Origin of the sequence: Rhodococcus wratislaviensis (assembly GCF_041228765.1) — a bacterium.
Classification (GTDB): domain Bacteria; phylum Actinomycetota; class Actinomycetes; order Mycobacteriales; family Mycobacteriaceae; genus Rhodococcus_F; species Rhodococcus_F wratislaviensis.
Window position 1 is genome coordinate 909,222 of sequence record NZ_CP150488.1, and the last position, 20,448, is coordinate 929,669.

Genomic DNA, 20,448 nt, shown 5'->3' on the forward strand with positions numbered 1-20,448 from the left:
ATACTTCTGCGCGAGTGCGGCGCAGACGATCAGCTGGATCTGATGGAGATCACCAGCGCCGGTGTCACGAAGACACCGATGAGATTGGAGAACGACGCGCTCACGATCGCCCCGGCCACGTTGCCCTTGGCGATGGACGTGAACGCTATCGACGACTGGACCGTCGACGGAACCAGGCGAGCACCGTCTGACCGGTCCCCGACACCGGGAAGATGCTCCCCAGGATCGCCACGGCGACGATGCCGAGGATGAACCCGTCGAGGTAGAACCGGCCGAGAAATTTCACTGCGTCGAGGGTAGAGCGGCGTGGTCACGACCCGTCGTGCGGACGCTGAGCACCGCGAGGACGCCGCACAGGACGGCGCCGATGATCGCGAGTTCGATGATGGCCACGTGCATGCCCTGGACGGTGATGGCGATGCCCGCGCAGATGGACGGCACCGCGAGACCGATATAGCCGACGGTGAAGAACGCGGCGAGAGTCCCGCCCTGGGCGTCGGGGGCGTGCTCCGCGGCGGCGGCGCCCACCGCCCGCATCGCACCGGCGAACGAAAGTCCGTGTCCCACACCGACGACGACGGTCACGACGCACAGCAGGACGAGGGACGGGACGAAGTCGACGACGAGCAACCCGATCATGCCTGCACCGACGGCGCCGATGCCCAGGGTCCGGCAGAGCACGGTTCCGAGCCGGTTGGCCACGAGCTGCGCTGTCACCGAGCAGATCATGACGAGTGCGGCGGCACCGCCGGCGACCACGAGGTTGCTCACGCCGAGCAGGCCGATGATCCACGTCGGGACCACCGACTGGAACAGGCCGACGGCGCCCCACGCCAGTGCGACACCGAGGGAGGACAGCCAGAACACCTGACGGATGGGTGCGGGGACGTGCGGGACCTGGAACAGCTGGGTGGGTCGTGACTGCCCGCCGGCGGGCGCGGGGAGCAGCAGCACCATGATCAGCGCGGGCAGGAGCGCCAGCGCGAACAGCACGTACGGCAGGACCAGGGCGTGCGGCAGGTACTGCGCGACGGCCCCGCCGAACAGCGGGCCAAGCGACGCGCCGAGCGCGGTGGTGAGGGTGGCGGCGAGGCCCGCGCGGCGGAGGTTCCGGGCGGGTTCGTGCTCGATGAGGGCGGCGGACCCGGCGGCCGAACACGCACCGACGGCGATGCCTTGGGCGATTCGGCCGAAGAACAGCCAGATGGTCGAGTCGGCGAACGCGAGGACCACGGCCCCCAGCAGGCTGAAGGAGATGGCGGCCAGCAGCACGAAACGGCGGCCCAGTGCGTCGGAGAGTGGGCCGAAGAACAGCAGCGAGGGGAGCAGTCCGGCGACGTAGACGGCGAAGATCAGCGTCTGGACCAGCGGGGTGAACCCGAACTCGTGGCGGTACAGCGAGTACAGCGCCGTGGGGATGTTGGCGCCGAGGAGCAGCACGACGAGGAGATAGTTCAGGCCGTGGAAGTGGCGGCTGGTGGTGCGGGCGGTGACGGTCGGGACGGTGTCGGCGTGAGCGGTTGACGTGGACGTGTGGGGTCGCCTCCTCGGGCTGTCCGAATACATGGGACGTCCTACGTAGTTTAGGCGGGCCGGTCGTGAGCCGCGAGCCGACGAGGTGTGAGGATGAGTACATGACAGTGGTTCGGCGGGAGTCCGCGTATCAGCAGTCCCTGGACTGGATGCGCGGCCGGATCGCCCAGGGCGACTGGACGGTGGGCGAGCGGATCCCGACGGAACCGGAGCTGATGACGTTGCTCGGGGTCGGGCGCAACACCGTGCGCGAGGCCATCAAGACCCTGACGTCGACGGGCATCCTCGAGATCCGGCGGGGGTCCGGGACGTTCGTGCGGGCCCGCACCGACATCGGCGGGCTGCTCGGACGGCAGGTCGCGGTCGCGGAGATGCTGAACGTCTTCGAAGTCCGGCGGGCGCTCGAGACGGAAGCCGTCCGGCTGGCGTGTGGTCGCCGCACGGACGACGACCTGCGGTCCCTGTCCGCGCTACTCGACGAGCGGCAGCGAACGACGGAGGCGCCGTCCCGGTTCGCGGACGCCGACCTCGCGTTTCATCTCGGGGTCGTGGAGGCCGCGCACAATCCGGTGCTGTCCGACCTGTTCGCCGGGATTCTCGAACCCACCCGCGCCACGTACGACTTCACCGAGGGCGTTCATCCTCCGTCGCTGACCACCGACAACCACCGCGCCGTCGTCGACGCGATCGCCGCCCGCGACGAGGACGCCGCAGTCCGTGCCGCTCTGGGTTACCTCGACCGCGTGCTCGATGCGGTGCACCAGGCCTCCCGCCCGTGAGCGGTTGACGAGTCCCTTCACTCCCGGGCCACTCACAGGTGGCGGAGCCGCCGGTCGGCGAACGTGTTGAGCGCCCCGGCCATGTCCTCGGCCCGTGCGCTGGTGACGGTCAGCCGGTCGCCGCACGCCGTCGTGACGATCACGGCGGGACCGGTCCTCGTCACGACGCCGTAGTTCCGCCGGCCCTTCACCTTGAGTCCCCAGCCGCCGAAGTCGTCGAACGGCTTGATCACGTCGACGCGGGCGCCCTCGATCTCGTCGACGTCGTACTGCAGGGCGGTCATGCCCATGTTCACCACCCGGATGCCGGACCGATCGACAATCACCCGGAAGCGGAGCAGGCTGACGATCAGCAGTCCGACCGGAACGAACACCGCGAGCGGCCACCACCCGTCGACGAGCAGACAGACCGCGACAGCGGGCGCGACACCGAGGAGCAGGAGCAACACCAGCGAGCCGACGGTGCCGAAACCGACCGTGTCCGCGACCGTCGCCGGGTCGTCGGCGCGCGGCAACCGGGGGTCGGGAGGACTGGTGGCGGACACCCGGGGCCGGTAGTCGCGCAGCAGGGCGGCGCCGAGCAGGCCGACGACGGCGCCGATCACGACGCCGAGGCCAAGGGACCAGAACGGAAGTTCGGTGTTCGAGGCGTCGGTGACGTCGAGTTGGACGTAGAGCAGCACCACCTGCACCGTCAGGATCAGACCGACCACGGACAGTCCGACGACGAGCATCGTGCGGCGCATCATCAGCATCGCCTGGGCCAGTGCGGCGATCGCGGCACATCCGCCACCGAACAGGACCGTCACCAGGGCAAAGGTCCAGGCGCTGGACATCGGGGTGGCGAAGCCGTCGGGCGAGGTGGTGGTCCAGTGGGTTGCGATCTCCGCGGGCAGTCGCGGTTCCCAGACCTTCGTGAGGACGACCCCGAACAGAGCGGCGAGGACCGGAAGCAGGAGACCGAACACTGCGCCTGCGGGGTCGACGACGCGCGAGGACTTCACCGGACGGGCCGTCGGCAGCCGGTCAGGACGGCTGGCAGGCACCCTTCAGCGAGCACGCACCGCAGGAACTGCCGCACCCGCCGGTGTCGGCAGCGGGCACCGCCGCGGCGGCACGGGCACCGAGCGATCCGCCCGTCGCCGCGGTGAGAGCGGCAGCCACGACGCTGACGAGGACGGCACCGATTCCGAAGACTCCGCCGATCAGGATTCCGGCGATTCCGCCGATCACGAGGAGCCCGGCAGCGGCGAGCAGGGTGGGCCCTGCGACCTTGTTGGCCAGCGCAAACGTCTGATCGTCGCGCATCGTCTCGGGGGTGCGGACACCCGCCCACCGGTTGCGCGGGAGGCGCTCGGCGAGGCCTGCAACGGCGACACCGGAGACAGCGACGGCGAGCACGAACAGCACGACGGAGGCAATCAACACGAGACCAGGATACGGCGGACCCGGACGCGCAGGTGAGCCCGGGTGGGGTGAGGCTCTACCCTGGTTGACGGTATCCCCCTAATTCAGAATGTCAGCCAAGTAGATAGCGACCACAGTGACCGAGCACGTGCAGCCCGCCAACCCGTCCGACGCGACCCCGCAGCACCGCTACACCGCGGAGCTCGCCGGCCAGATCGAGCAGCGCTGGCAGGACCGGTGGAGCGAGGAGGGCACGTTCAACGCGCCCAACCCGGTCGGTCCCCTCGCCGGCGACGTTCCCGCGGACAAGTTGTTCGTGCAGGACATGTTCCCGTACCCGTCGGGCACGGGTCTGCACGTGGGCCACCCGCTCGGCTACATCGCCACCGACGTGTTCGCCCGCTATCACCGCATGCAGGGCCACAACGTGCTGCACACCCTCGGCTACGACGCGTTCGGTCTGCCTGCCGAGCAGTACGCGGTGCAGACGGGCACGCACCCGCGGACCACCACCGAGGCCAACATCGGCAACATGAAGCGGCAGCTGCGCCGCCTGGGGCTCGGCCACGACGAACGTCGCACGTTCGCGACCACCGACACCGACTTCTACCACTGGACGCAGTGGATCTTCCTGCAGATCCACGACGCGTGGTTCGACAAGGCTGCCGGCAAGGCCCGTCGTATCTCGGAGCTCGAGGCCGAGTTCGTGTCGGGTGAGCGGTCGCTGGAGGACGGACGGGACTGGTCGTCGCTGTCCGTGTCCGAGAAGGAGGCCGTCCTCGACTCCTACCGCCTCGTCTACCACTCCGATTCGATGGTCAACTGGTGCCCGGGTCTGGGCACGGTGCTGGCGAACGAAGAAGTGACCGCCGACGGTCGCAGCGACCGCGGCAACTTCCCCGTGTTCCGTAAGCACCTGCAGCAGTGGATGATGCGCATCACCGCGTACTCGGACCGGCTGGTGGACGACCTGGAGTACCTGGACTGGCCCGAGAAGGTCAAGACCATGCAGCGCAACTGGATCGGGCGCTCGCACGGTGCCCAGGTGAAGTTCCAGGCGGACGGTCATGAGATCGAGGTGTTCACGACGCGTCCGGACACGCTGTTCGGCGCGACGTACGTGACGCTGGCGCCGGAGCACGAACTCGTGGACGACATCGTCGCGGGCGAATGGCCCGAGGGTGTGGATTCGCGCTGGACCGGTGGCGCCGCGACTCCCGTCGAAGCGGTTGCGGCGTACCGGAAGTCGATCGCTGCCAAGTCGGATCTGGAGCGGCAGGAATACAAGGAGAAGACGGGTGTCTTCCTCGGCACCTACGCCGTGAACCCGGTGAACGGGCTCGAGCTGCCGGTGTTCATCGCCGACTACGTCCTCACCGGGTACGGCACGGGCGCCATCATGGCCGTCCCCGGCCACGACCACCGCGACTACGAGTTCGCGACCGAGTTCGGCCTCGACATCGTCGAGGTCATCTCCGGCGGCGACCTCACCAAGGACGCGTACACCGGCGACGGCACCATCGTGAACTCCGATTTCCTGAACGGGATGAGCGTCGCCGACGCCAAGAAGGCGATCACCGAGCGCCTGGAAGCGGACGGTACCGGCAAGGGCACCATCCAGTACAAGCTGCGCGACTGGCTGTTCGCGCGCCAGCGGTACTGGGGCGAGCCGTTCCCGATCGTGTACGACGCCGAGGGCAACGCCCACGCTCTGCCGGAATCTTCTCTGCCCGTGGAGCTCCCGGAGGTCGAGGACTACGCACCCGTGTCGTTCGATCCCGACGACGCGTCCTCGGAGCCCTCTCCCCCGCTGGCGAAGGCCGTCGACTGGGTCGACGTCGAACTCGATCTCGGTGACGGACTGCAGACGTACCGCCGCGACACCAACGTGATGCCGCAATGGGCCGGCAGCTCGTGGTACCAGCTGCGGTACATCGACCCCACCAACCCGGACGTGTTCTGCGACAAGGAGAACGAGCGGTACTGGACGGGTCCGCGTCCGGAGATCCACGGACCCAACGATCCCGGCGGTGTCGACCTGTACGTCGGCGGCGTCGAGCACGCGGTGCTGCACCTGCTGTACTCGCGGTTCTGGCACAAGGTGCTGTTCGACCTCGGCTACGTCAGCTCGAGCGAGCCGTACCGCCGCCTGTACAACCAGGGCTACATCCAGGCGTACGCATACACCGATGCGCGCGGCGTGTACGTGCCTGCCGACGAGGTGGAGGAGAAGGACGGCAAGTTCTTCTACCAGGGCGCCGAGGTCAACCGCGAGTACGGGAAGATGGGCAAGAGCCTCAAGAACTCCGTGTCGCCGGACGACATCTGCGAGGAGTACGGCGCCGACACGCTCCGTGTGTACGAGATGTCGATGGGTCCGCTGGACACGTCGCGTCCGTGGGCGACCAAGGACGTCGTCGGTGCGCAGCGCTTCCTGCAGCGCGCCTGGCGTGTGGTGGTCGACGAGGAGTCCGGTGCACTGCGGGTCACCGACGACGCCCCGACGGAGGACACGCTGCGCGCGCTGAACAAGGCGATCGCCGGTGTGAGCGAGGACTACACGGCCCTGCGCGACAACACGGCCGCGGCCAAGCTGATCGAATACACCAACCACCTCACCAAGGCCTACCCCGGCGGTGCACCCCGCTCGGTGGTGGAGCCGCTGGTGCTGATGCTGGCACCGCTGGCCCCGCACCTCGCGGAGGAGTTGTGGTCGCGGCTCGGGCACGAGAAGTCCCTGGCGCACGGACCCTTCCCGGTGGCGGAGGAGAAGTGGCTGGTGGAGGACACCGTCGAGTACCCGATCCAGGTCAACGGCAAGGTCCGGAGCCGCGTGACGGTCGCCGCCGATGCCCCGCGCGAGGAGATCGAGAAGATCGCGCTGGCCGACGACAAGATCGTGGCGCTCCTCGACGGCCAGGATCCCCGCAAGGTGATCGTCGTCCCCGGCAAGATGGTCAACATAGTGCGCTGACGCACCCGTGAGTACTTATTAACCGCCCGTGGTTAACAAGTACTCACGGGTGGTTTGATACGTGGGTGCAACTCGTGATCGAGGCAACCGACCTTCCCGGATCATCGTGCCCGCCGGGGGCCAATTTTCCCGGTTACGACAACATTCACGTGGCGGTGCAACGCCGCGGTGCACACGGCGACCTGCTCGGTCTGCATCCGGGAGACGCGACCACCGCGCGCTGGGTTCTCGACTGCAAGACCACCCCGACGCCGACGGGTCTCGACATCACCGGACCGTACGTGCAGGGCCGTCCGGGCGCGCGGTTCGTCTACCTGTCGTGGGGGACGGTCGACGCCGACGGCGGGTTCGACATGTTCCGCCGGGCGAAGTTGATGTGGGACGCGGTGGATCCGGCGACTGCGGACGCGGCGTCGGCTGCCGGTCGCATCACGGCGCGGCTCGGGCTCACCGACGCCCGGGGAAATCCGCTGTGCGCTGCGGTGCGTCCGCCGTTGGTCGAGTGGTCGGCGTAGCCGATCGCCGTACCTCCTCTGCGCGTAGGGTGAGGGTATCGGAGGCACTTCGCATGCGAACGCCCAAGATCGCGTCGCCGCCGACAGAGATATCGGCTGCCTTGCGGCCGAGGCGGGAGCGTCGTCATGACGCTACAACAGGATCGCAACTTTCCCGGTCGCCTTCACGGTGCCCACACTCGTGGCGGACCGGCGCAGTCGCCGCGACTGCGGTTGAAGCCGGAAGCGCCCAGTGCCGGCACCGTGGACGGTGCCTGGTGGCCCCGGTCCCGCGACCTGGCCGCGGAGATCCCGGATCTTGTTGCATTGGTGGCGATTCGGGTGGGTGTCGTCGAACGGATCGTGTACGACATCAAGGCATGGCTTCCTGCGCCGCGCCGGATCACGGTCGAGGGGCGATCGGTGCATCTCGACGGCTACGAGTACCAGCCGCTCAACACCCTGTACGTGAGCGGTCTGAAGCGGACGAGGCTGACGCTTCTGGTGGTGCCTCCGGAGGCCGACGCCCGCTATGCCGACTCGACGATGCACACGGCGGCCAACCCCAACACTGCCTTGACCGCCGACGAGCTGCTGATGTCGGGCATCAGGGGTGGCTTCGACTGCACTGCGAGCGCGAAGGGACGTGGACGATGATGCACGACGAAAACATCACGCACTCCGGCCGGGGGCTGGGTCTCTCTCGGCCGACGGCCGACGGTGGGCAGCCTTTCGACGCTCCCACCCGGACCCCGAGACTGCTTCTGCGCGCTCGCGGCGAGGTGTCGGAGGGTGTCGACGGTGCGTGGTGGCCCCGAACCACCAACCTGACCACCGAACTGCACGACCTGATCAGCGCTCTGACGGATCGAGTGGGAACGACCGAACGGGTCGCCTTCGACTGGAATTCGCTGAGCATCTCGCAACGCGGCATCGACCGTCGCGACGGTGTCGAGGTGTCCGGTCCGGATCCGGACCAGCCGCCCGACATCATGTACGTCTTCGGTACCGACGGACGTCGGCTCGACATCCTGATCGTCGGACCCAACACCGATGCCGACAACGCGTTCGAGGCGATGCAGAGGGCAGTGGGCCTCGCCACCGACCAGTAGACAACCGCTATCGGGTCTCGGCCCCGTGCAGGGCCGGGGGCCTGTCGACGTGACGGGGACGCCGCTCCCGCATCCACGGCAGCGCTGCGGACGCGATGAGGACGACGGCCATTCCCGCCCACTGCACCGGCGACAATTGCTCGCCCAGCAGTATCTGTGCGGCCAGCACCCCGACCACCGGTTCGAGCAGTCCGAGGAGGCTGACCGAGGCCGATCCGAGCGCTCGGACCGCGATGAAGGAGCAGCCGATACCGATGGGCATCAGCAGGAGCCCCTGGAACAGGATGGATCCCCACCCGCTGGGTGCGAACGTCCACGACTGTCCGTCGACGACGGCGATCGTGCCGGTGGCGATTCCGGCGCCGAGTGACGCCAGCCCGCCGGCGGCGACGGGGCTGACCTGGTGTACCCATCGTTCCCCGACCACCAGATACAGGGCGTACCCGGCCGCACTGAGGAGGGCGAGGACGGCCCCGTTCAGGGCGACGGTGGAGGTGCCCGCGCCTGCGACGAGGGCGATGCCGCCGGACATCGCGAGGGCCAGCACCAACTGACCGCGGTGGATCCTGTTCCGGGTCAGCACCCATACCAGCGCCATCACGAACAGCGGGTAGATGTGGACGATCACGACCGCGATCTGGGCACCGGTAACCCGCACTGCCGCAAAGAAACACAGAAGCTGGATACCGAACAGCGGGCCGCAGACGAAGCACAGCCCGACAGCGGACTTCCAGGTCACGCCCGTCAGTCTTCCCGTGGACCAGGCCAGGAGTAGCAGGAGAGCGGCACCGACGAGGCTGCGGAGGCAGACGAGGACGGCCGGGGACACGCCACCGGCGTAGCCGATCGCGGCGAACGTCGGGGTGAGGCCGTACGCGATCGCGGAGGCCGCGCCGCATCCCCAGGCGAGGGCACTGCCACCGCGGGTGGTGCTATCGCCCATGGACCCGTACGCGAGCGGTCCGCAGTGGTCGGTTCACCATGTCCGCGGCGCGACGAGTTCGTCGTGAACGAACTGCACGAGAACCTCTTTCATGGCGGCGACGGTCATGTTCGGGGCGCCGGTGAGTACCTGGATGGCGGTGCCGTCGGTGAGCGCGGTGAGCCGCTGCGCGATGGTTTCCGGGTCGATGTCGGTGCGGAAGATCTCCTGGCGTTGTCCGCGCCGGACGATCTTGACGACGGTTTCGTGCCAGCGCGCGTAGTACGTGTTGTGGAACGGGCGGAGTTCGGGACGCAGCGTGGCCTCGGCCCAGAACTGCAGCCAGATGGACCACTCGTCGCGCAGCGGCCCGACGCGGGGCAACTGCATGTCGATGAGGCGGAGCAGCCGCTCGTGGGCGTTGTCGATCGCCTTGAGTTCGCGACTCTGCCGGTCGAATGCGTTGTCGATGGCGTGGCGGAGGGCCGCTGTCAGGACGTCACTCTTGCCGGGGAAGTAGTAGTGCACCGCGCCGGTGCTGGTGCCGACGACCTGAGCGATGTCGGAGATGCGGACCGAGTGGTATCCGCGCTCGGCGATCAGCTGAGCCGCGGCATCGAGTATCGCCGTGCGGCGCGCGTCCTCGGTGAGTTGAGCGGTCACGGTCCCTCCTTCGAAAGTCATCTGACTGATCCATCAAATCATACGCTTCAAACTGACGCATCAGTCAGACGGCGAACGACCCACCTCAAAATGATCGACGTCCCGCATTCGCGCGAATAAGCGCAGTTCACAGCGCTATTGTACACACGTCGAACATTCGGACGCCGAGTCAGTTTCCGGGAAACCCTTGACATCTGTGGGCTGCGTCACGGTATAACTGATGCATCAGTCAGACCCCTGCGGTCGGAACGGTAGCGACGAGAGGCGAACGCTCGATGGAATGTGAGAACCCAGGTGGAGGCGCCGGGCAGGTGTTGCGCCCCGACGTCCATCGCGGGCGGGTGGCACTGGTCACCGGTGGAGGCACCGGGATCGGACGCGCGATTGCCCTGGACATGGCGAGGTGTGGAGCCGACGTCGTCATCAGCGGCCGGCGGTCCGAGCCCCTCGGGAAGACCGCCGCCGAGATCGAGGCGCTGGGCGCCCGGGCGCTCGTAGTGCCCGCGGACATTCGCGAAGAACAGCAGGTGACCGATCTGGTCGACCGCGCCCTCGACACGTTCGGCCGGATCGACATCCTGGTCAACAACGCCGGCGGTCAGTTCGCGGCGCCGGCCGAGGACATCACGAGCAAGGGATGGCGCGCCGTTCACCGCCTCGCCGTCGACGCCACGTGGGCGGTCACCCGGGAGGTCGCCGTTCGCGCGATGATTCCGCAGCGGTCGGGATGCATCTTCTTCATGGCGTTCTCCCCGCGTCGCGGAATCGCGTCGATGGTCCACGCCACCTCGGCCCGAGCCGCCCTCGAGAACCTCGCATCCGGACTGTCGCTGGAGTGGAGCCGGTACGGGATCCGGTCGATCTGCATCGCCCCCGGCACCATCGCGACGGAGGGCATGGAGGGCAACTACAGCGAAGAGGCCCGCGCACAATGGACGTCCGCGGTGCCGCTCGGACGTCTGGGTACGGCCGAGGACGTTTCCGGGGTCGTCACGTTCCTCGCCTCGCCCGCAGGCAGTTACGTCACCGGGACCACGCTGGTGGTCGACGGCGGCGCCGACGCCTGGGGCACGGGTCACCCCGCTCCGAAGGTCGAGGAGAAGCGATGAGCGCGACCACCGACCGCGACCTCACGGCACTGTTCGATCCCCGGTCGGTCGCCGTCCTCGGTGCCAGCAACGACGAGACGAAATACGGCAACTGGATCAGCGTCCAGGCCCTCCGCATGAAGGGCCACCGGTCGGTCCACCTCGTCAACCGGCGCGGTGAGCGCATCCTGGGACACCCCGCGCTCCGGAGCCTGTCGGAACTCGACGAACGAGTCGACCTCGTCGTCATCACCGTTCCGGCACAGGGTTTCGAGGAGGCCGTGGACGACGCCCTCGCCGCAGGCGCCACCGCGATCGTCGGCGTCACCGCCGGTTTCGCCGAACTCGGCGCTGCCGGAAAGGCTGTGCAGGATCGGGTCGTGGAGCGGGTGCGGGCAGCCGGAGCCGTCCTCCTCGGGCCGAACTGCCTGGGTGTGCTGGATTCGAGCACCGGGCTGACGCTGGCCTCGAACCCGCTTCCCGCCGGCCGGGTCGCGCTGCTCTCCCAGAGCGGCAACATGGCACTCGAACTCAGCCAGTTCCTCGAGGCCCGCGGGCACGGGTTCTCCCGGTTCGCCTCGCTCGGGAACCAGGCCGACCTCGGCGCCGCCGACCTCATCCGCTCCTGCGTCGAGCACGCCGACACCGATCTCATCGCCGTGTACTGCGAGGACTTCGGTGACGGGCGGGCGTTCGTCGAGGCCGCCGCCCAGGCGTCCCGGGCCGGGAAGCCGGTTCTGCTGCTGACGGTCGGTGGCAGCGAGGCATCCATCCGCGGGGCGCAGTCGCACACGGGATCACTGACGTCCGACAGCGCGGTCATCGACGCGGCCTGCCGTGCCGCCGGGGTGTACCGGGTGTCGAGTCCACGGCAACTCGCGGACGTCGCGGCCACACTCCTCGGGTACGGACCGGCGGAGGTGCGCCGGGTCGGCGTCATCGCGGACGGCGGTGGGCACGCAGGCGTCGCGTCCGACGTCGTCGAGGCAGCCGGACTCGCGGTGCCGGAGTTCACCGCCGACATCAGCAGCGCGCTGCGCGCCCTGTTGCCGCCGTCCGCCGGGGTGACCAACCCGGTCGACCTGGCCGGCGCCGGGGAACAGGACATCACCTCGTTCGTCTCCGTCCTCGACACGATCCTGCAGAGTCCGGCCATCGACTCCGTCCTGCTCACCGGATACTTCGGCGGCTACGGAAGTTACGGCGAGAACCTCGCGCGAGCGGAGATCGACACCGCCCGTGCGATGGCGGAGACGGCGCGCACCCACGGCAAGCCGGTCGTCGTGCACACGATGCACCCCGACAGTGCAGCAGCCCGGGTCCTGGCCGACAGCGGAGTCCCGGTCTTCCGGGCGGTGGAGGACGCCGCCGGTGCGCTCGGAGTCATCGCCGAAACCACTGCGCCGCAGCATCGTGCGGGACCGGAGACCGAACCGGCCGAGCCGGTCGGCAGCGACGCGTACTGGGAATCCCGGGAACTCTTCCGCAGTGCGGGAGTCGAATTCCCCGAAGCGCGACTGGTGCAGACCTGCGCCGAGGCGGTGGCGGCGGCCGACACCGTCGGGTACCCCGTGGTCCTGAAGGCGATGGGGCTGCTGCACAAGTCCGACTCCGGCGGCGTGGCCCTCGGCTTGGACACCGCGCAGCAACTCGCCGACGCGTTCACGCGGATGGACGGCTCGCTCGCCGCGCCCGCCTACTGCGTGGAGGGCATGGCGGACCTGAGCGAGGGGGTCGAACTCATCGTGGGAGTCCAGACCGACCCGCGATTCGGTCCCGTCGCGATGGTGGGTCTCGGCGGCATCTTCACCGAGGTCCTCGCCGATGTCGCCTTCGCGCTGGCGCCCGTCGATGCGGAGACCGCACGCGGCCTGCTCGACAACCTGCGGGCGTCCGCTCTGCTCCGAGGGGTTCGCGGCAGGCCGCCGATCAACCTCGACGCGGCCGCGGACGCGATCGCCGCCGTCACGGCCGTGGCCGCCGCGCACCCCGAGATCGCGGAACTCGAGATCAACCCACTGTTCGTCACTCCGAAGCAGGCCCTCGGACTCGACGCACGCATCGTCCTCAGCTCATCGAACATCAACTGACACAAGGAAGTTCTTTCATCATGGAATTCGCATACAGCCCCCGCCTCGCCGACCTCAAGGAGCGCGCACGCGCCCTGACCGACACGATCATGCAGTTCGAGGACGAGTGCGAAAGAAACAACGGAATTTCCGACGAATCCCACGCCACGATCAAGGCGGCCGTCCTGGCATCGGGACTGCAGGCGATCAACACCCCCGTCGAATACGGCGGTGCCGGACTGACGGTGCTCGAGCAGGCCGTCGTGCAGGACGAACTCGGTAAGCTCACCAATGCACTGTGGGACACGGTGTGGCGGCCGGCGAACCCGCTGACCCACGCGACCCCCGAACAGCGGGAGCGCTACCTGATTCCCGGTGCCCGCGGCGACCGCCGCGACGCCGTCGCGATCTCCGAGGCCAACGCGGGCTCGGACTTCTCCGCGGCGAGCACCACCGCGACCCCCGACGGCAACGGCGGGTACATCATCAACGGCGAGAAGTGGTTCGTCACGGTCGGTGACGTCGCCGACTACCTCATCGTGCTGGCCAATGTCGAACCCGAGCACGCCGCGACGATCTTCCTGATCGACGTCGACACCCCGGGTGTGAAGATCAAGCACATTCCCCGCTACACGCACACGTTCGTCTACGAGCACCCCGAGTTCACGTTCGAGAACGTGCGCGTAGGAGCGGACGCCGTGCTCGGTGGCATCGGGCAGGGCCACGACCTCACCCGCGACTGGTTCACGGAGGAGCGGCTGATGATCGGCGCGCGCACGATCGGCGCCGCCGAGCGGGCGCTGACCCTGGCCGTCGACTGGGCGCGGGAGCGGGTGCAGGGCGGCGAGCCGCTGATCAACCGTCAGCTGATCCAGGGCATGATCGCCGACTCCGTCGTGGACATCACCACGAACCGGGCGCTCACCCACCAGGTGGCGTGGGAATTCGACCAGGCCGACCCCAATGACGCAGAGCTGCGAAAGACGCTGCACGCCAAGGCTGCGACGGTGAAACTGGCCGCCTCCGAGGCGTCGAACCGGGTGGCCGACCGGGCCGTGCAGATCTTCGGTGGGCGCGGCTACATCCGCGACTACCCCGTCGAGCGGCTGTGGCGCGAACTGCGCGTCGACCGCATCTGGGAGGGCACGTCGGAGATTCAGCGCCTGGTCATCGCGAACGAGGCCAACAAGCGGGGTCTGGACAACCTGCTGTCCTTCCGCTACGCGGCCGGGGAGAAGTAGCACGATGCCGACCGAGAACGCCGGGACCGTCGATGTGCGCCGCGACGGCGACGTCGCCGTCGTCACCCTGAGGCGGGAACAGAAGCGGAACGCGCTGTCCACGCACATGGAAGCCGAACTGCTCGGCGCACTGGGTTCCCCCGAGGTGAAATCCAGTCGTGCGGTCGTCCTCACCGGGGGCGACTCGGTGTTCTCGGCCGGCGCGGACGTCACCGAACTGCGGGAGATGACCCCGGAGGCGATCGCCGAGTACTACCGGACCTCCGGTTCGGTGTACGAGGCGCTCGCGGCTCTCCCGCAACCCACGGTCGCCGCGATCACCGGCTACTGCCTCGGCGGCGGGCTCGAACTGGCGCTCGCCACCGACATCCGCGTCGCCGACCCGGCCGCGGTGTTCGGTTTCCCGGAGATCGGAATCGGGATCCTCCCCAGCTCCGGTGGGGTCACCCGCATCACCCGGATCGTCGGGGCAGGCCGTGCCCGCGACCTCGTCCTGCGCGGGCGGCGCTTCGACCACACGGACGCCGAACGCTGGGGCGTCGTCAGCGAGATCGCCCCTCCCGCGGAGCACGTGAAGCAGGCTCTGAGCATCGCGCACGAACTCGCGGCGTATTCGCCTCTGGCGCTGAGCATCACCAAGCAGGTGCTGGACGTCAGTGCCGACTCCCCGCATCATGCCTCGCTGCTGCTCGAGCAGCTCGCCTACTCGGCGCTGAACAAGACAACCCCTTAGCGGTACCGGCCGAGTGCGGCCGACTCGACCGCCACCCCCAGGGTGACGGCACCAATCGACGTAGTGGAGACGACATGAGTTCCTTCGACGTGATGGACAGACCCGCCAAACGCGGGTTCCACACCAAGCTCCTGATCGCGTGCTGTGGCGGACCATTCCTGGACGGGTACGTCATGAGCATCATCGGTGTGGCCCTGCTCGGGGTGACCGAGCAGCTTCACCCGACGACAGCCGAGGCAGGGTTGATCGGCGCCGCCTCGCTGATCGGTATCTTCTTCGGCGCCACCGTGTTCGGCTTCCTGACCGACCGGATAGGCCGGGAGAAGATGTACGCCCTGGACCTGGTGGTGCTGGTCGTCGCGTGCGTTCTGTCGGTGTTCGTGCAATTGCCGTGGCAGCTCATCGTCCTGCGCTTCGTCATCGGTGCGGCCATCGGTGCGGACTACCCCATCGCCACCTCGCTGCTCACCGAGTTCACCCCCACCAAGAAGCGCGGCGCCATGGTCGGGATGTCGGCCGTCGCGTGGTCGGCGGGCGCGGTTGCCGCGTACGTGGTGGGTGCGCTCGTCGTCGGCATCTCCGGCGGCAACGACCACTGGCGCCTGCTGCTTGCGTCCAGTGCGGTCCTGGGTCTGATCGTGATCCTGGTGCGCCGCGGAATCCCGGAGTCGCCGCGCTGGCTCCTGAAGAACGGCCGGGTGGCCGACGCGGAGTCCGTGGTCAAGAAGATCTACGGGGAGAAACTCGACCTGAGCAAGGTGACGGTCGAGGACACGGCGGACAAGCCGAAGGCTGACATCCGGATCTACTTCCGGGGCCAGTACCTTGCCCGGCTGATCATGTGCAGCGCTTTGTATCTGGCGGTCGTCACCCCGCTCTACGCGTTGCTGACCTTCCTGCCCACGATCCTGTCGGGCTTCTCGATCTCCGGCGACGGTTCCGCGGGGCTCATCGTCGAAACCGTCATCATCGGGCTCATCGTCGCCGGATCCATCCCGGCGCTGTTCCTGGTCGAGAAGTGGGGCCGGCGCCCGATCGCAGTGGTCCCCCTGGCACTGATGGTGATTCCGCTGGCAGGGCTGTGGTTGTGGGCGGACGGGCCTCTCTGGTTCATCGTCGCCGCCTTCTGCGCGTACGCGTTCATCTCCGGCGGTCCGAGCATCCTGGTGTGGATCTACCCCAACGAACTCTTTCCCACCGAGTTCAGGGCGACTGCGGTGGGAATCGCCACCGCGGTGAGCCGGTTCGGCGCCGCGACGGGCACGTACCTGCTGCCGCTGAGTATCTCGGCGCTGGGCACGGGCACCACGATGCTCTTCGGCGCCGTGCTGACGGCGGTCGCGTTCGTGATCTGCTTCTTCATGTCTCCGGAGACGAAGGGCAAGTCGCTGGAGGAGGTGTCCTCCGTGACCGCTGCGCCGGCGATGGGGACGAGCGCTCCGCGGCTGGAGAAGTTGGAGGAGGCGTCCGCGCCGCGAACCTGAGTAATCGTTCCCGTCCGCCCTTGCCGACTTCCGCGAGGTCGGCGGGGGCGGACCCCTGTGCGGACATGTCCCGCTGCCTGGGAGAAGGGGCTCCCCACCGGGCCGGTGCTGCGTTACTCTCACCACTAGAACACGTTCTATTCGACTGAGGAGTTCGCATCATGGCACCGTCCGCAGAAGACATCCGCAAGACCGTCGAGAGGTACATCGAGGCGGTGGCCACCGGGACCGCCGACGACGTGGTCGCGCTGTACGCCGAGGGCGCAACCGTCGAGGATCCGGTGGGTACCGAGCCGCGGAGCACGGTGGAATCGCTGCGGGAGTTCTACGGGGTGATCGAACCGCTGAAGCAGACCGGCGAGCTCCTGACGCTGAAGATCGCCGGCAACTCGGCTGCGTTCCACTTCTCCCTCGTGACCGACCTGGGTGAGCAGAAGCTCGAGATCGCGCCGATCGACGTCATGACGTTCGACGACGACGGCAAGATCACGTCCATGCGGGCCTTCTGGTCGCAGGAAGACATGATCACGAGCTGACCGACTGCCGGGCCTGGCAACCACACCGCAATTCGGCCCGGCTGATCAGCGACTGTGCTTACCATGGCGTGGTGGCCACCGACGTCGCCGGGCAGGCCGCACGGCGTGCCCGACGCAGAGCAGTCGTTCGAGCCGGTACGCGCCCCGGGCGCGCACCGCGTAGCTGGCTGGCGGTCGCAGGCGCCCTCACCGCCGCGGTGCTCGTGGCGTGTTCCTCGGGTTCCGGGGGCCACCCCGACCCGGTCGACCTGGACCGGGCCACCGACAACGGGCAGCTTCCGTGGACGGAAGTGCTGCTTCCGCCGCAGACGCCGACGACGGTTCCGTTCGGTCCGCCCGGCACCGACCTCCCGAGCGAGCCCCGCGCTGCCGGGATCCGGGTGATCGGCGACCGTGCCGGTCTCTACGGCGGAAGCCCCGATCGGGTGCTCTGCGACCGCCAGCGTCTCGTCGACGACCTCGAGAAGGATCCGGCGAGGCTGCAGGCCTGGTCGAGTGTGTTCCAGGTCGACGACGTGCGGAATTACGTCCGCACCCTGACGCCGGTGCTGCTCCGGGCAGATACCCGCGTCACCAATCACGGCTTCGACGACGGTCAGGTGACCGCATTCCAGTCGGTCCTCGAGGCGGGGACCATCGTGCTGATCGACGACCACGGCGTTCCCCGCGTCCGATGCGTGCGCGGAAGCCCACTGCTGTCCCCGGTGGTGAACCAGGACGCGGAAGTGCAGGGCGATCCGTGGCCGGGCTTCCAGCAGGACAAGTTGTACGTCGTGCAGCCGTCCAACCTGGCGATGACCGAAGTGACCGTGGTGGATCTGATGACCGGTGGACTGTCGCCGGTGCCGATCGGTTCCGGCCCGCAGCAGCCGGCGGAGCGCCCGAATTCGGTGGCACCCGTGGAAGCTCAGGCGCCGGTGGTGGATTCGCCGCCCGCCGTGGTGCAGCAAGCCGCTCCCCGTCCCGCGCCGGCTCCCGAACCGGCACCGGCGGCCGCCCCGCCACCACCCCCTCCGCCGCCACCCCCACCCCCGCCTCCACCACCACCGCCCGCACCCGAGCCGCAGGTGAACTACCCGCCTCCGCCCGCGCCGGCGCCCGCACCGCCACAGCAGATTCAGGTGCAGATACCGGGTCTGCCACCCATCGTCATCCCCATTCCCAACTGAGGGTCGGCCGCGGAGTACTCGGCTACAGGGCGACGAGCGCTGCGTTGATCACGATCGCCTGAGTGAAGAGCGACCACTCGACGCGCCTGCCGGGACGCGCAACGGACGGTTAACGGAAGGAAACTTATATATACCTGCGGTAAATTCCACCAACTTGTATTGACATGTTGGGTGGGCGGGTTCACAGTGGGATCCATGACAAATCAACGACGCTACGACGTGGTGGTTGTCGGTGCCGGAATCGTCGGCCTCGCGCACGCATACCACGCACACAATCGAGGCCGGTCCGTGGCGGTGATCGACCATGCCGACCGAGTTGCGGGCGCTTCCGTTCAGAACTTCGGCCACGCCTGCATCACCGCCCAGTCGGGCGTCGCCCGCGACTATGCTCGAGCGGGCCGGGAGCACTGGCTCGATCTGGCACGCAAGGCCGGATTCTGGTCTGCCGAGTCCGGAACATACTGCGTGGCACGACATGACGACGAGCTGGCCGTCATGACCGAGTTCGCGGACGTACGCGGACCGGCCGAAGTGGAACTGCTGTCCCGAGACCGGATCCTCGGCGCCTTACCCATCGCCGGCGATCGCGTCGTCGGGGGCATGTACATGGCCGACGACCTCCAGGTGAACCCGCGGGAAGCGGCCCCCACCATCGCGCAGTGGCTCGAAGCGTCGGGTGTCGACTTCTTCTGGCGCACCGCCGCCACCGGATTCGGGACCGGAGTCGTCCACACCTCGCGGGGCGATCTGCACGCGGGGACGGTGTTCGTCACCGTCAACTACGACATCGACCGCCTGTTCCCGGAGCCGGCCGAGCGCGGCGGACTCCTGCGGTGCCGGCTCCACATGATGCGCGCGAGGATGCCGCTGTCCGCGCCGTTGCCCGCGCCCCTGTTCACCGGCTGGTCGCTCGTGCGGTACAGCGGTTTCGAGAATCTTCCCACGACGGCGGCGCTCGCGGCGCGGTTGCGGGAAGAGTACCCCGACTACGTCGACCTCGACCTGCACCAGATGTACACACCGCAGCCCGACGGATCGATCCTGCTGGGCGACACCCACATCCGCGAGATCTCGGCGGAACCGTTCCAGTCGGAGAAGGGGTTCGAGGTGCTGATCGGCGAAGCCGCCGCCCTGTTCGGGGTCTCGGACGTCACCGTCACCGAACGCTGGCAGGGCGTGTACAGCTCGGCCCCCGATTCGGAATTCCTGATCGAGGAGCCGATCGACGGCGTGCACATCGTCACCGTGACCACCGGGATCGGCATGACGACCAGCATGGGTCTCGCGAAGGATCGCATCGACCACGCCTTCGGTCGCGAGACCGTTCCTGTAATGGCATAGCAGCACAACCACACTCACGAACATCGAGAGGAACCAGACAATGGGAACACATCACCGGGACATCAGCCTCGTCGTCTTCGACATGGCAGGCACCACCGTGGAGGACAGCGGACTGGTACAGCAGTCCTTCCTCGCCGCGGACGAGCATGCCGGACTGTCGAAGACGGAGGAGGACCGCCGACGGATGCTCGAATACGTCTCCGACACCATGGGCCAGTCCAAGATCGTCGTCTTCCGCCATCTCAGCGGCGGAAACGAGGAGCAGGCGCAGGCCGCGAACAAGGAATTCGAACGCTGCTACTCGCAACTCGTCGACGACGGCCGATGCAGCGCCATCCCCGGCGCCGAGGAACTCTTCGGCTCGCTGCGTGAGCAGGGCATCAAGACGGCGCTCACCACCGGGTTCGCGCACGAGACGCAGATGTCGATCATCCGCGCGCTCGGCTGGCAGGACGTCGCCGACGTCGTGTTGTGCCCCGGAGACGGCGTCCGCGGCCGCCCCTTCCCGGACCTGGCGCTGACCGCGTTGATGCGCACCGGCGCCCCGTCCGTGCAGTCCATGGTGGTGCTCGGCGACACCACGTCGGACGTCACCACCGGCCTCCGCGCCGGAGCACTCGCCTCCGTGGGCGTGCTCACCGGCGCCCATGACGCCACCCAGCTGTCCGAGGCCGGGGCCACCCACGTTCTCGACAGCGTCGCGGACTTGCCCAGTCTGCTCGCTCAACTGCGCAACACCTGATCAAACCCGTTCCACAGCCGGCTGCGCCGCCGGCAGGTCATTCGGCGGCGCAGTCCCGTTCTTCCGCTTCGCACACCCCGCCCGACGCGGCGCCCCAGCCCGGCGCACCGGCGAAAAATTCTACAGCCGAACATCTTCCGCATTCTCGGCGCACGTGGCCG

General features: G+C 68.2%; 19 protein-coding genes and 1 pseudogene. 14 read left to right on the plus strand and 6 right to left on the minus strand.

Annotated features, from left to right (window positions below):
• Window positions 1–32 precede the first annotated feature (32 nt).
• Together WKC72_RS04150 and WKC72_RS04155 are read right to left on the minus strand one after the other, a co-directional pair.
• A pseudogene (locus WKC72_RS04150) lies at window positions 33–286 on the minus strand (bile acid:sodium symporter); the annotation flags it as partial.
• Window positions 283–1,566 (minus strand): MFS transporter, encoded by a 1,284-nt coding sequence (locus WKC72_RS04155; protein ID WP_370181822.1) that lies wholly within the window; start codon window positions 1,564–1,566, stop codon window positions 283–285. The gene WKC72_RS04155 and the pseudogene WKC72_RS04150, both read right to left, overlap by 4 nt.
• A 68-nt stretch (window positions 1,567–1,634) precedes the next feature.
• Between WKC72_RS04155 and WKC72_RS04160 the strand changes: the two genes are divergently transcribed.
• Entirely contained in the window at window positions 1,635–2,312 is a 678-nt protein-coding gene (locus WKC72_RS04160; RefSeq protein ID WP_268788695.1) for a FadR/GntR family transcriptional regulator, read from the plus strand.
• Between the two features lie 32 nt (window positions 2,313–2,344).
• Here the strand turns inward: WKC72_RS04160 and WKC72_RS04165 are convergent, their stop codons facing one another.
• Together WKC72_RS04165 and WKC72_RS04170 are read right to left on the minus strand one after the other, a co-directional pair.
• A complete protein-coding gene (locus WKC72_RS04165) occupies window positions 2,345–3,316 on the minus strand; it encodes a DUF1648 domain-containing protein (RefSeq protein ID WP_268788696.1) in 972 nt (323 codons plus the stop codon).
• Between the two features lie 22 nt (window positions 3,317–3,338).
• On the minus strand, window positions 3,339–3,740 hold the full coding sequence (locus WKC72_RS04170; protein ID WP_005249154.1) for an SdpI family protein: 402 nt from the start codon (window positions 3,738–3,740) through the stop codon (window positions 3,339–3,341).
• 115 nt (window positions 3,741–3,855) lie between these two features.
• Between WKC72_RS04170 and leuS the strand changes: the two genes are divergently transcribed.
• From leuS to WKC72_RS04190, 4 genes are all read left to right on the plus strand, one after another.
• Window positions 3,856–6,693: a leucine--tRNA ligase gene (gene leuS, locus WKC72_RS04175; RefSeq protein ID WP_112300282.1), complete on the plus strand. Its 2,838-nt coding sequence runs from the start codon at window positions 3,856–3,858 to the stop codon at window positions 6,691–6,693.
• Between the two features lie 65 nt (window positions 6,694–6,758).
• Window positions 6,759–7,208, plus strand: a complete 450-nt coding sequence (locus WKC72_RS04180) for a DUF5990 family protein (protein WP_174233815.1) — start codon at window positions 6,759–6,761, stop codon at window positions 7,206–7,208.
• Between the two features lie 126 nt (window positions 7,209–7,334).
• Complete coding sequence (locus WKC72_RS04185; RefSeq protein ID WP_128640533.1) at window positions 7,335–7,844, plus strand: DUF5994 family protein; 510 nt, start codon at window positions 7,335–7,337, stop codon at window positions 7,842–7,844.
• Window positions 7,841–8,299, plus strand: coding sequence for a DUF5994 family protein (locus tag WKC72_RS04190; RefSeq protein ID WP_037234806.1), 459 nt, complete (start codon window positions 7,841–7,843; stop codon window positions 8,297–8,299). Before WKC72_RS04185 ends, WKC72_RS04190 begins: the two co-directional genes overlap by 4 nt.
• Before the next feature lie 7 nt (window positions 8,300–8,306).
• Here WKC72_RS04190 and WKC72_RS04195 read toward each other — a convergent pair whose 3' ends face one another.
• A complete protein-coding gene (locus tag WKC72_RS04195; RefSeq protein WP_128640534.1) occupies window positions 8,307–9,242 on the minus strand; it encodes a DMT family transporter in 936 nt (311 codons plus the stop codon).
• 33 nt (window positions 9,243–9,275) lie between these two features.
• The gene (locus tag WKC72_RS04200) at window positions 9,276–9,905 is read right to left on the minus strand and encodes a TetR/AcrR family transcriptional regulator (protein ID WP_370181824.1); all 630 of its coding nucleotides are present in this window, start codon (window positions 9,903–9,905) and stop codon (window positions 9,276–9,278) included.
• A gap of 254 nt (window positions 9,906–10,159) precedes the next feature.
• Between WKC72_RS04200 and WKC72_RS04205 the strand changes: the two genes are divergently transcribed.
• The 9 genes from WKC72_RS04205 to WKC72_RS04245 all read left to right on the plus strand — a co-directional run bounded on the left by WKC72_RS04205 (window position 10,160) and on the right by WKC72_RS04245 (window position 20,287).
• Window positions 10,160–10,993, plus strand: a complete 834-nt coding sequence (locus WKC72_RS04205; protein WP_370181825.1) for an SDR family NAD(P)-dependent oxidoreductase — start codon at window positions 10,160–10,162, stop codon at window positions 10,991–10,993.
• A complete protein-coding gene (locus tag WKC72_RS04210; RefSeq protein WP_370181826.1) occupies window positions 10,990–13,062 on the plus strand; it encodes an acetate--CoA ligase family protein in 2,073 nt (690 codons plus the stop codon). The genes WKC72_RS04205 and WKC72_RS04210 overlap by 4 nt, the downstream gene beginning before the upstream one ends.
• A gap of 20 nt (window positions 13,063–13,082) precedes the next feature.
• The gene (locus WKC72_RS04215) at window positions 13,083–14,282 is read left to right on the plus strand and encodes an acyl-CoA dehydrogenase family protein (RefSeq protein ID WP_037234788.1); all 1,200 of its coding nucleotides are present in this window, start codon (window positions 13,083–13,085) and stop codon (window positions 14,280–14,282) included.
• Between the two features lie 4 nt (window positions 14,283–14,286).
• A complete protein-coding gene (locus WKC72_RS04220) occupies window positions 14,287–15,015 on the plus strand; it encodes an enoyl-CoA hydratase/isomerase family protein (RefSeq protein WP_112300276.1) in 729 nt (242 codons plus the stop codon).
• A gap of 74 nt (window positions 15,016–15,089) precedes the next feature.
• Window positions 15,090–16,499, plus strand: coding sequence for an MFS transporter (locus WKC72_RS04225; protein ID WP_370181827.1), 1,410 nt, complete (start codon window positions 15,090–15,092; stop codon window positions 16,497–16,499).
• A gap of 161 nt (window positions 16,500–16,660) precedes the next feature.
• The gene (locus WKC72_RS04230; RefSeq protein WP_112300275.1) at window positions 16,661–17,035 is read left to right on the plus strand and encodes a nuclear transport factor 2 family protein; all 375 of its coding nucleotides are present in this window, start codon (window positions 16,661–16,663) and stop codon (window positions 17,033–17,035) included.
• 68 nt (window positions 17,036–17,103) lie between these two features.
• Complete coding sequence (locus WKC72_RS04235) at window positions 17,104–18,204, plus strand: DUF6777 domain-containing protein (RefSeq protein ID WP_370181828.1); 1,101 nt, start codon at window positions 17,104–17,106, stop codon at window positions 18,202–18,204.
• Window positions 18,205–18,399: 195 nt separating this feature from the next.
• On the plus strand, window positions 18,400–19,545 hold the full coding sequence (locus WKC72_RS04240) for a TIGR03364 family FAD-dependent oxidoreductase (RefSeq protein WP_370181829.1): 1,146 nt from the start codon (window positions 18,400–18,402) through the stop codon (window positions 19,543–19,545).
• A gap of 40 nt (window positions 19,546–19,585) precedes the next feature.
• Window positions 19,586–20,287 (plus strand): phosphonatase-like hydrolase, encoded by a 702-nt coding sequence (locus WKC72_RS04245; protein ID WP_370181830.1) that lies wholly within the window; start codon window positions 19,586–19,588, stop codon window positions 20,285–20,287.
• The last annotated feature ends 161 nt before the right edge of the window (window positions 20,288–20,448 follow it).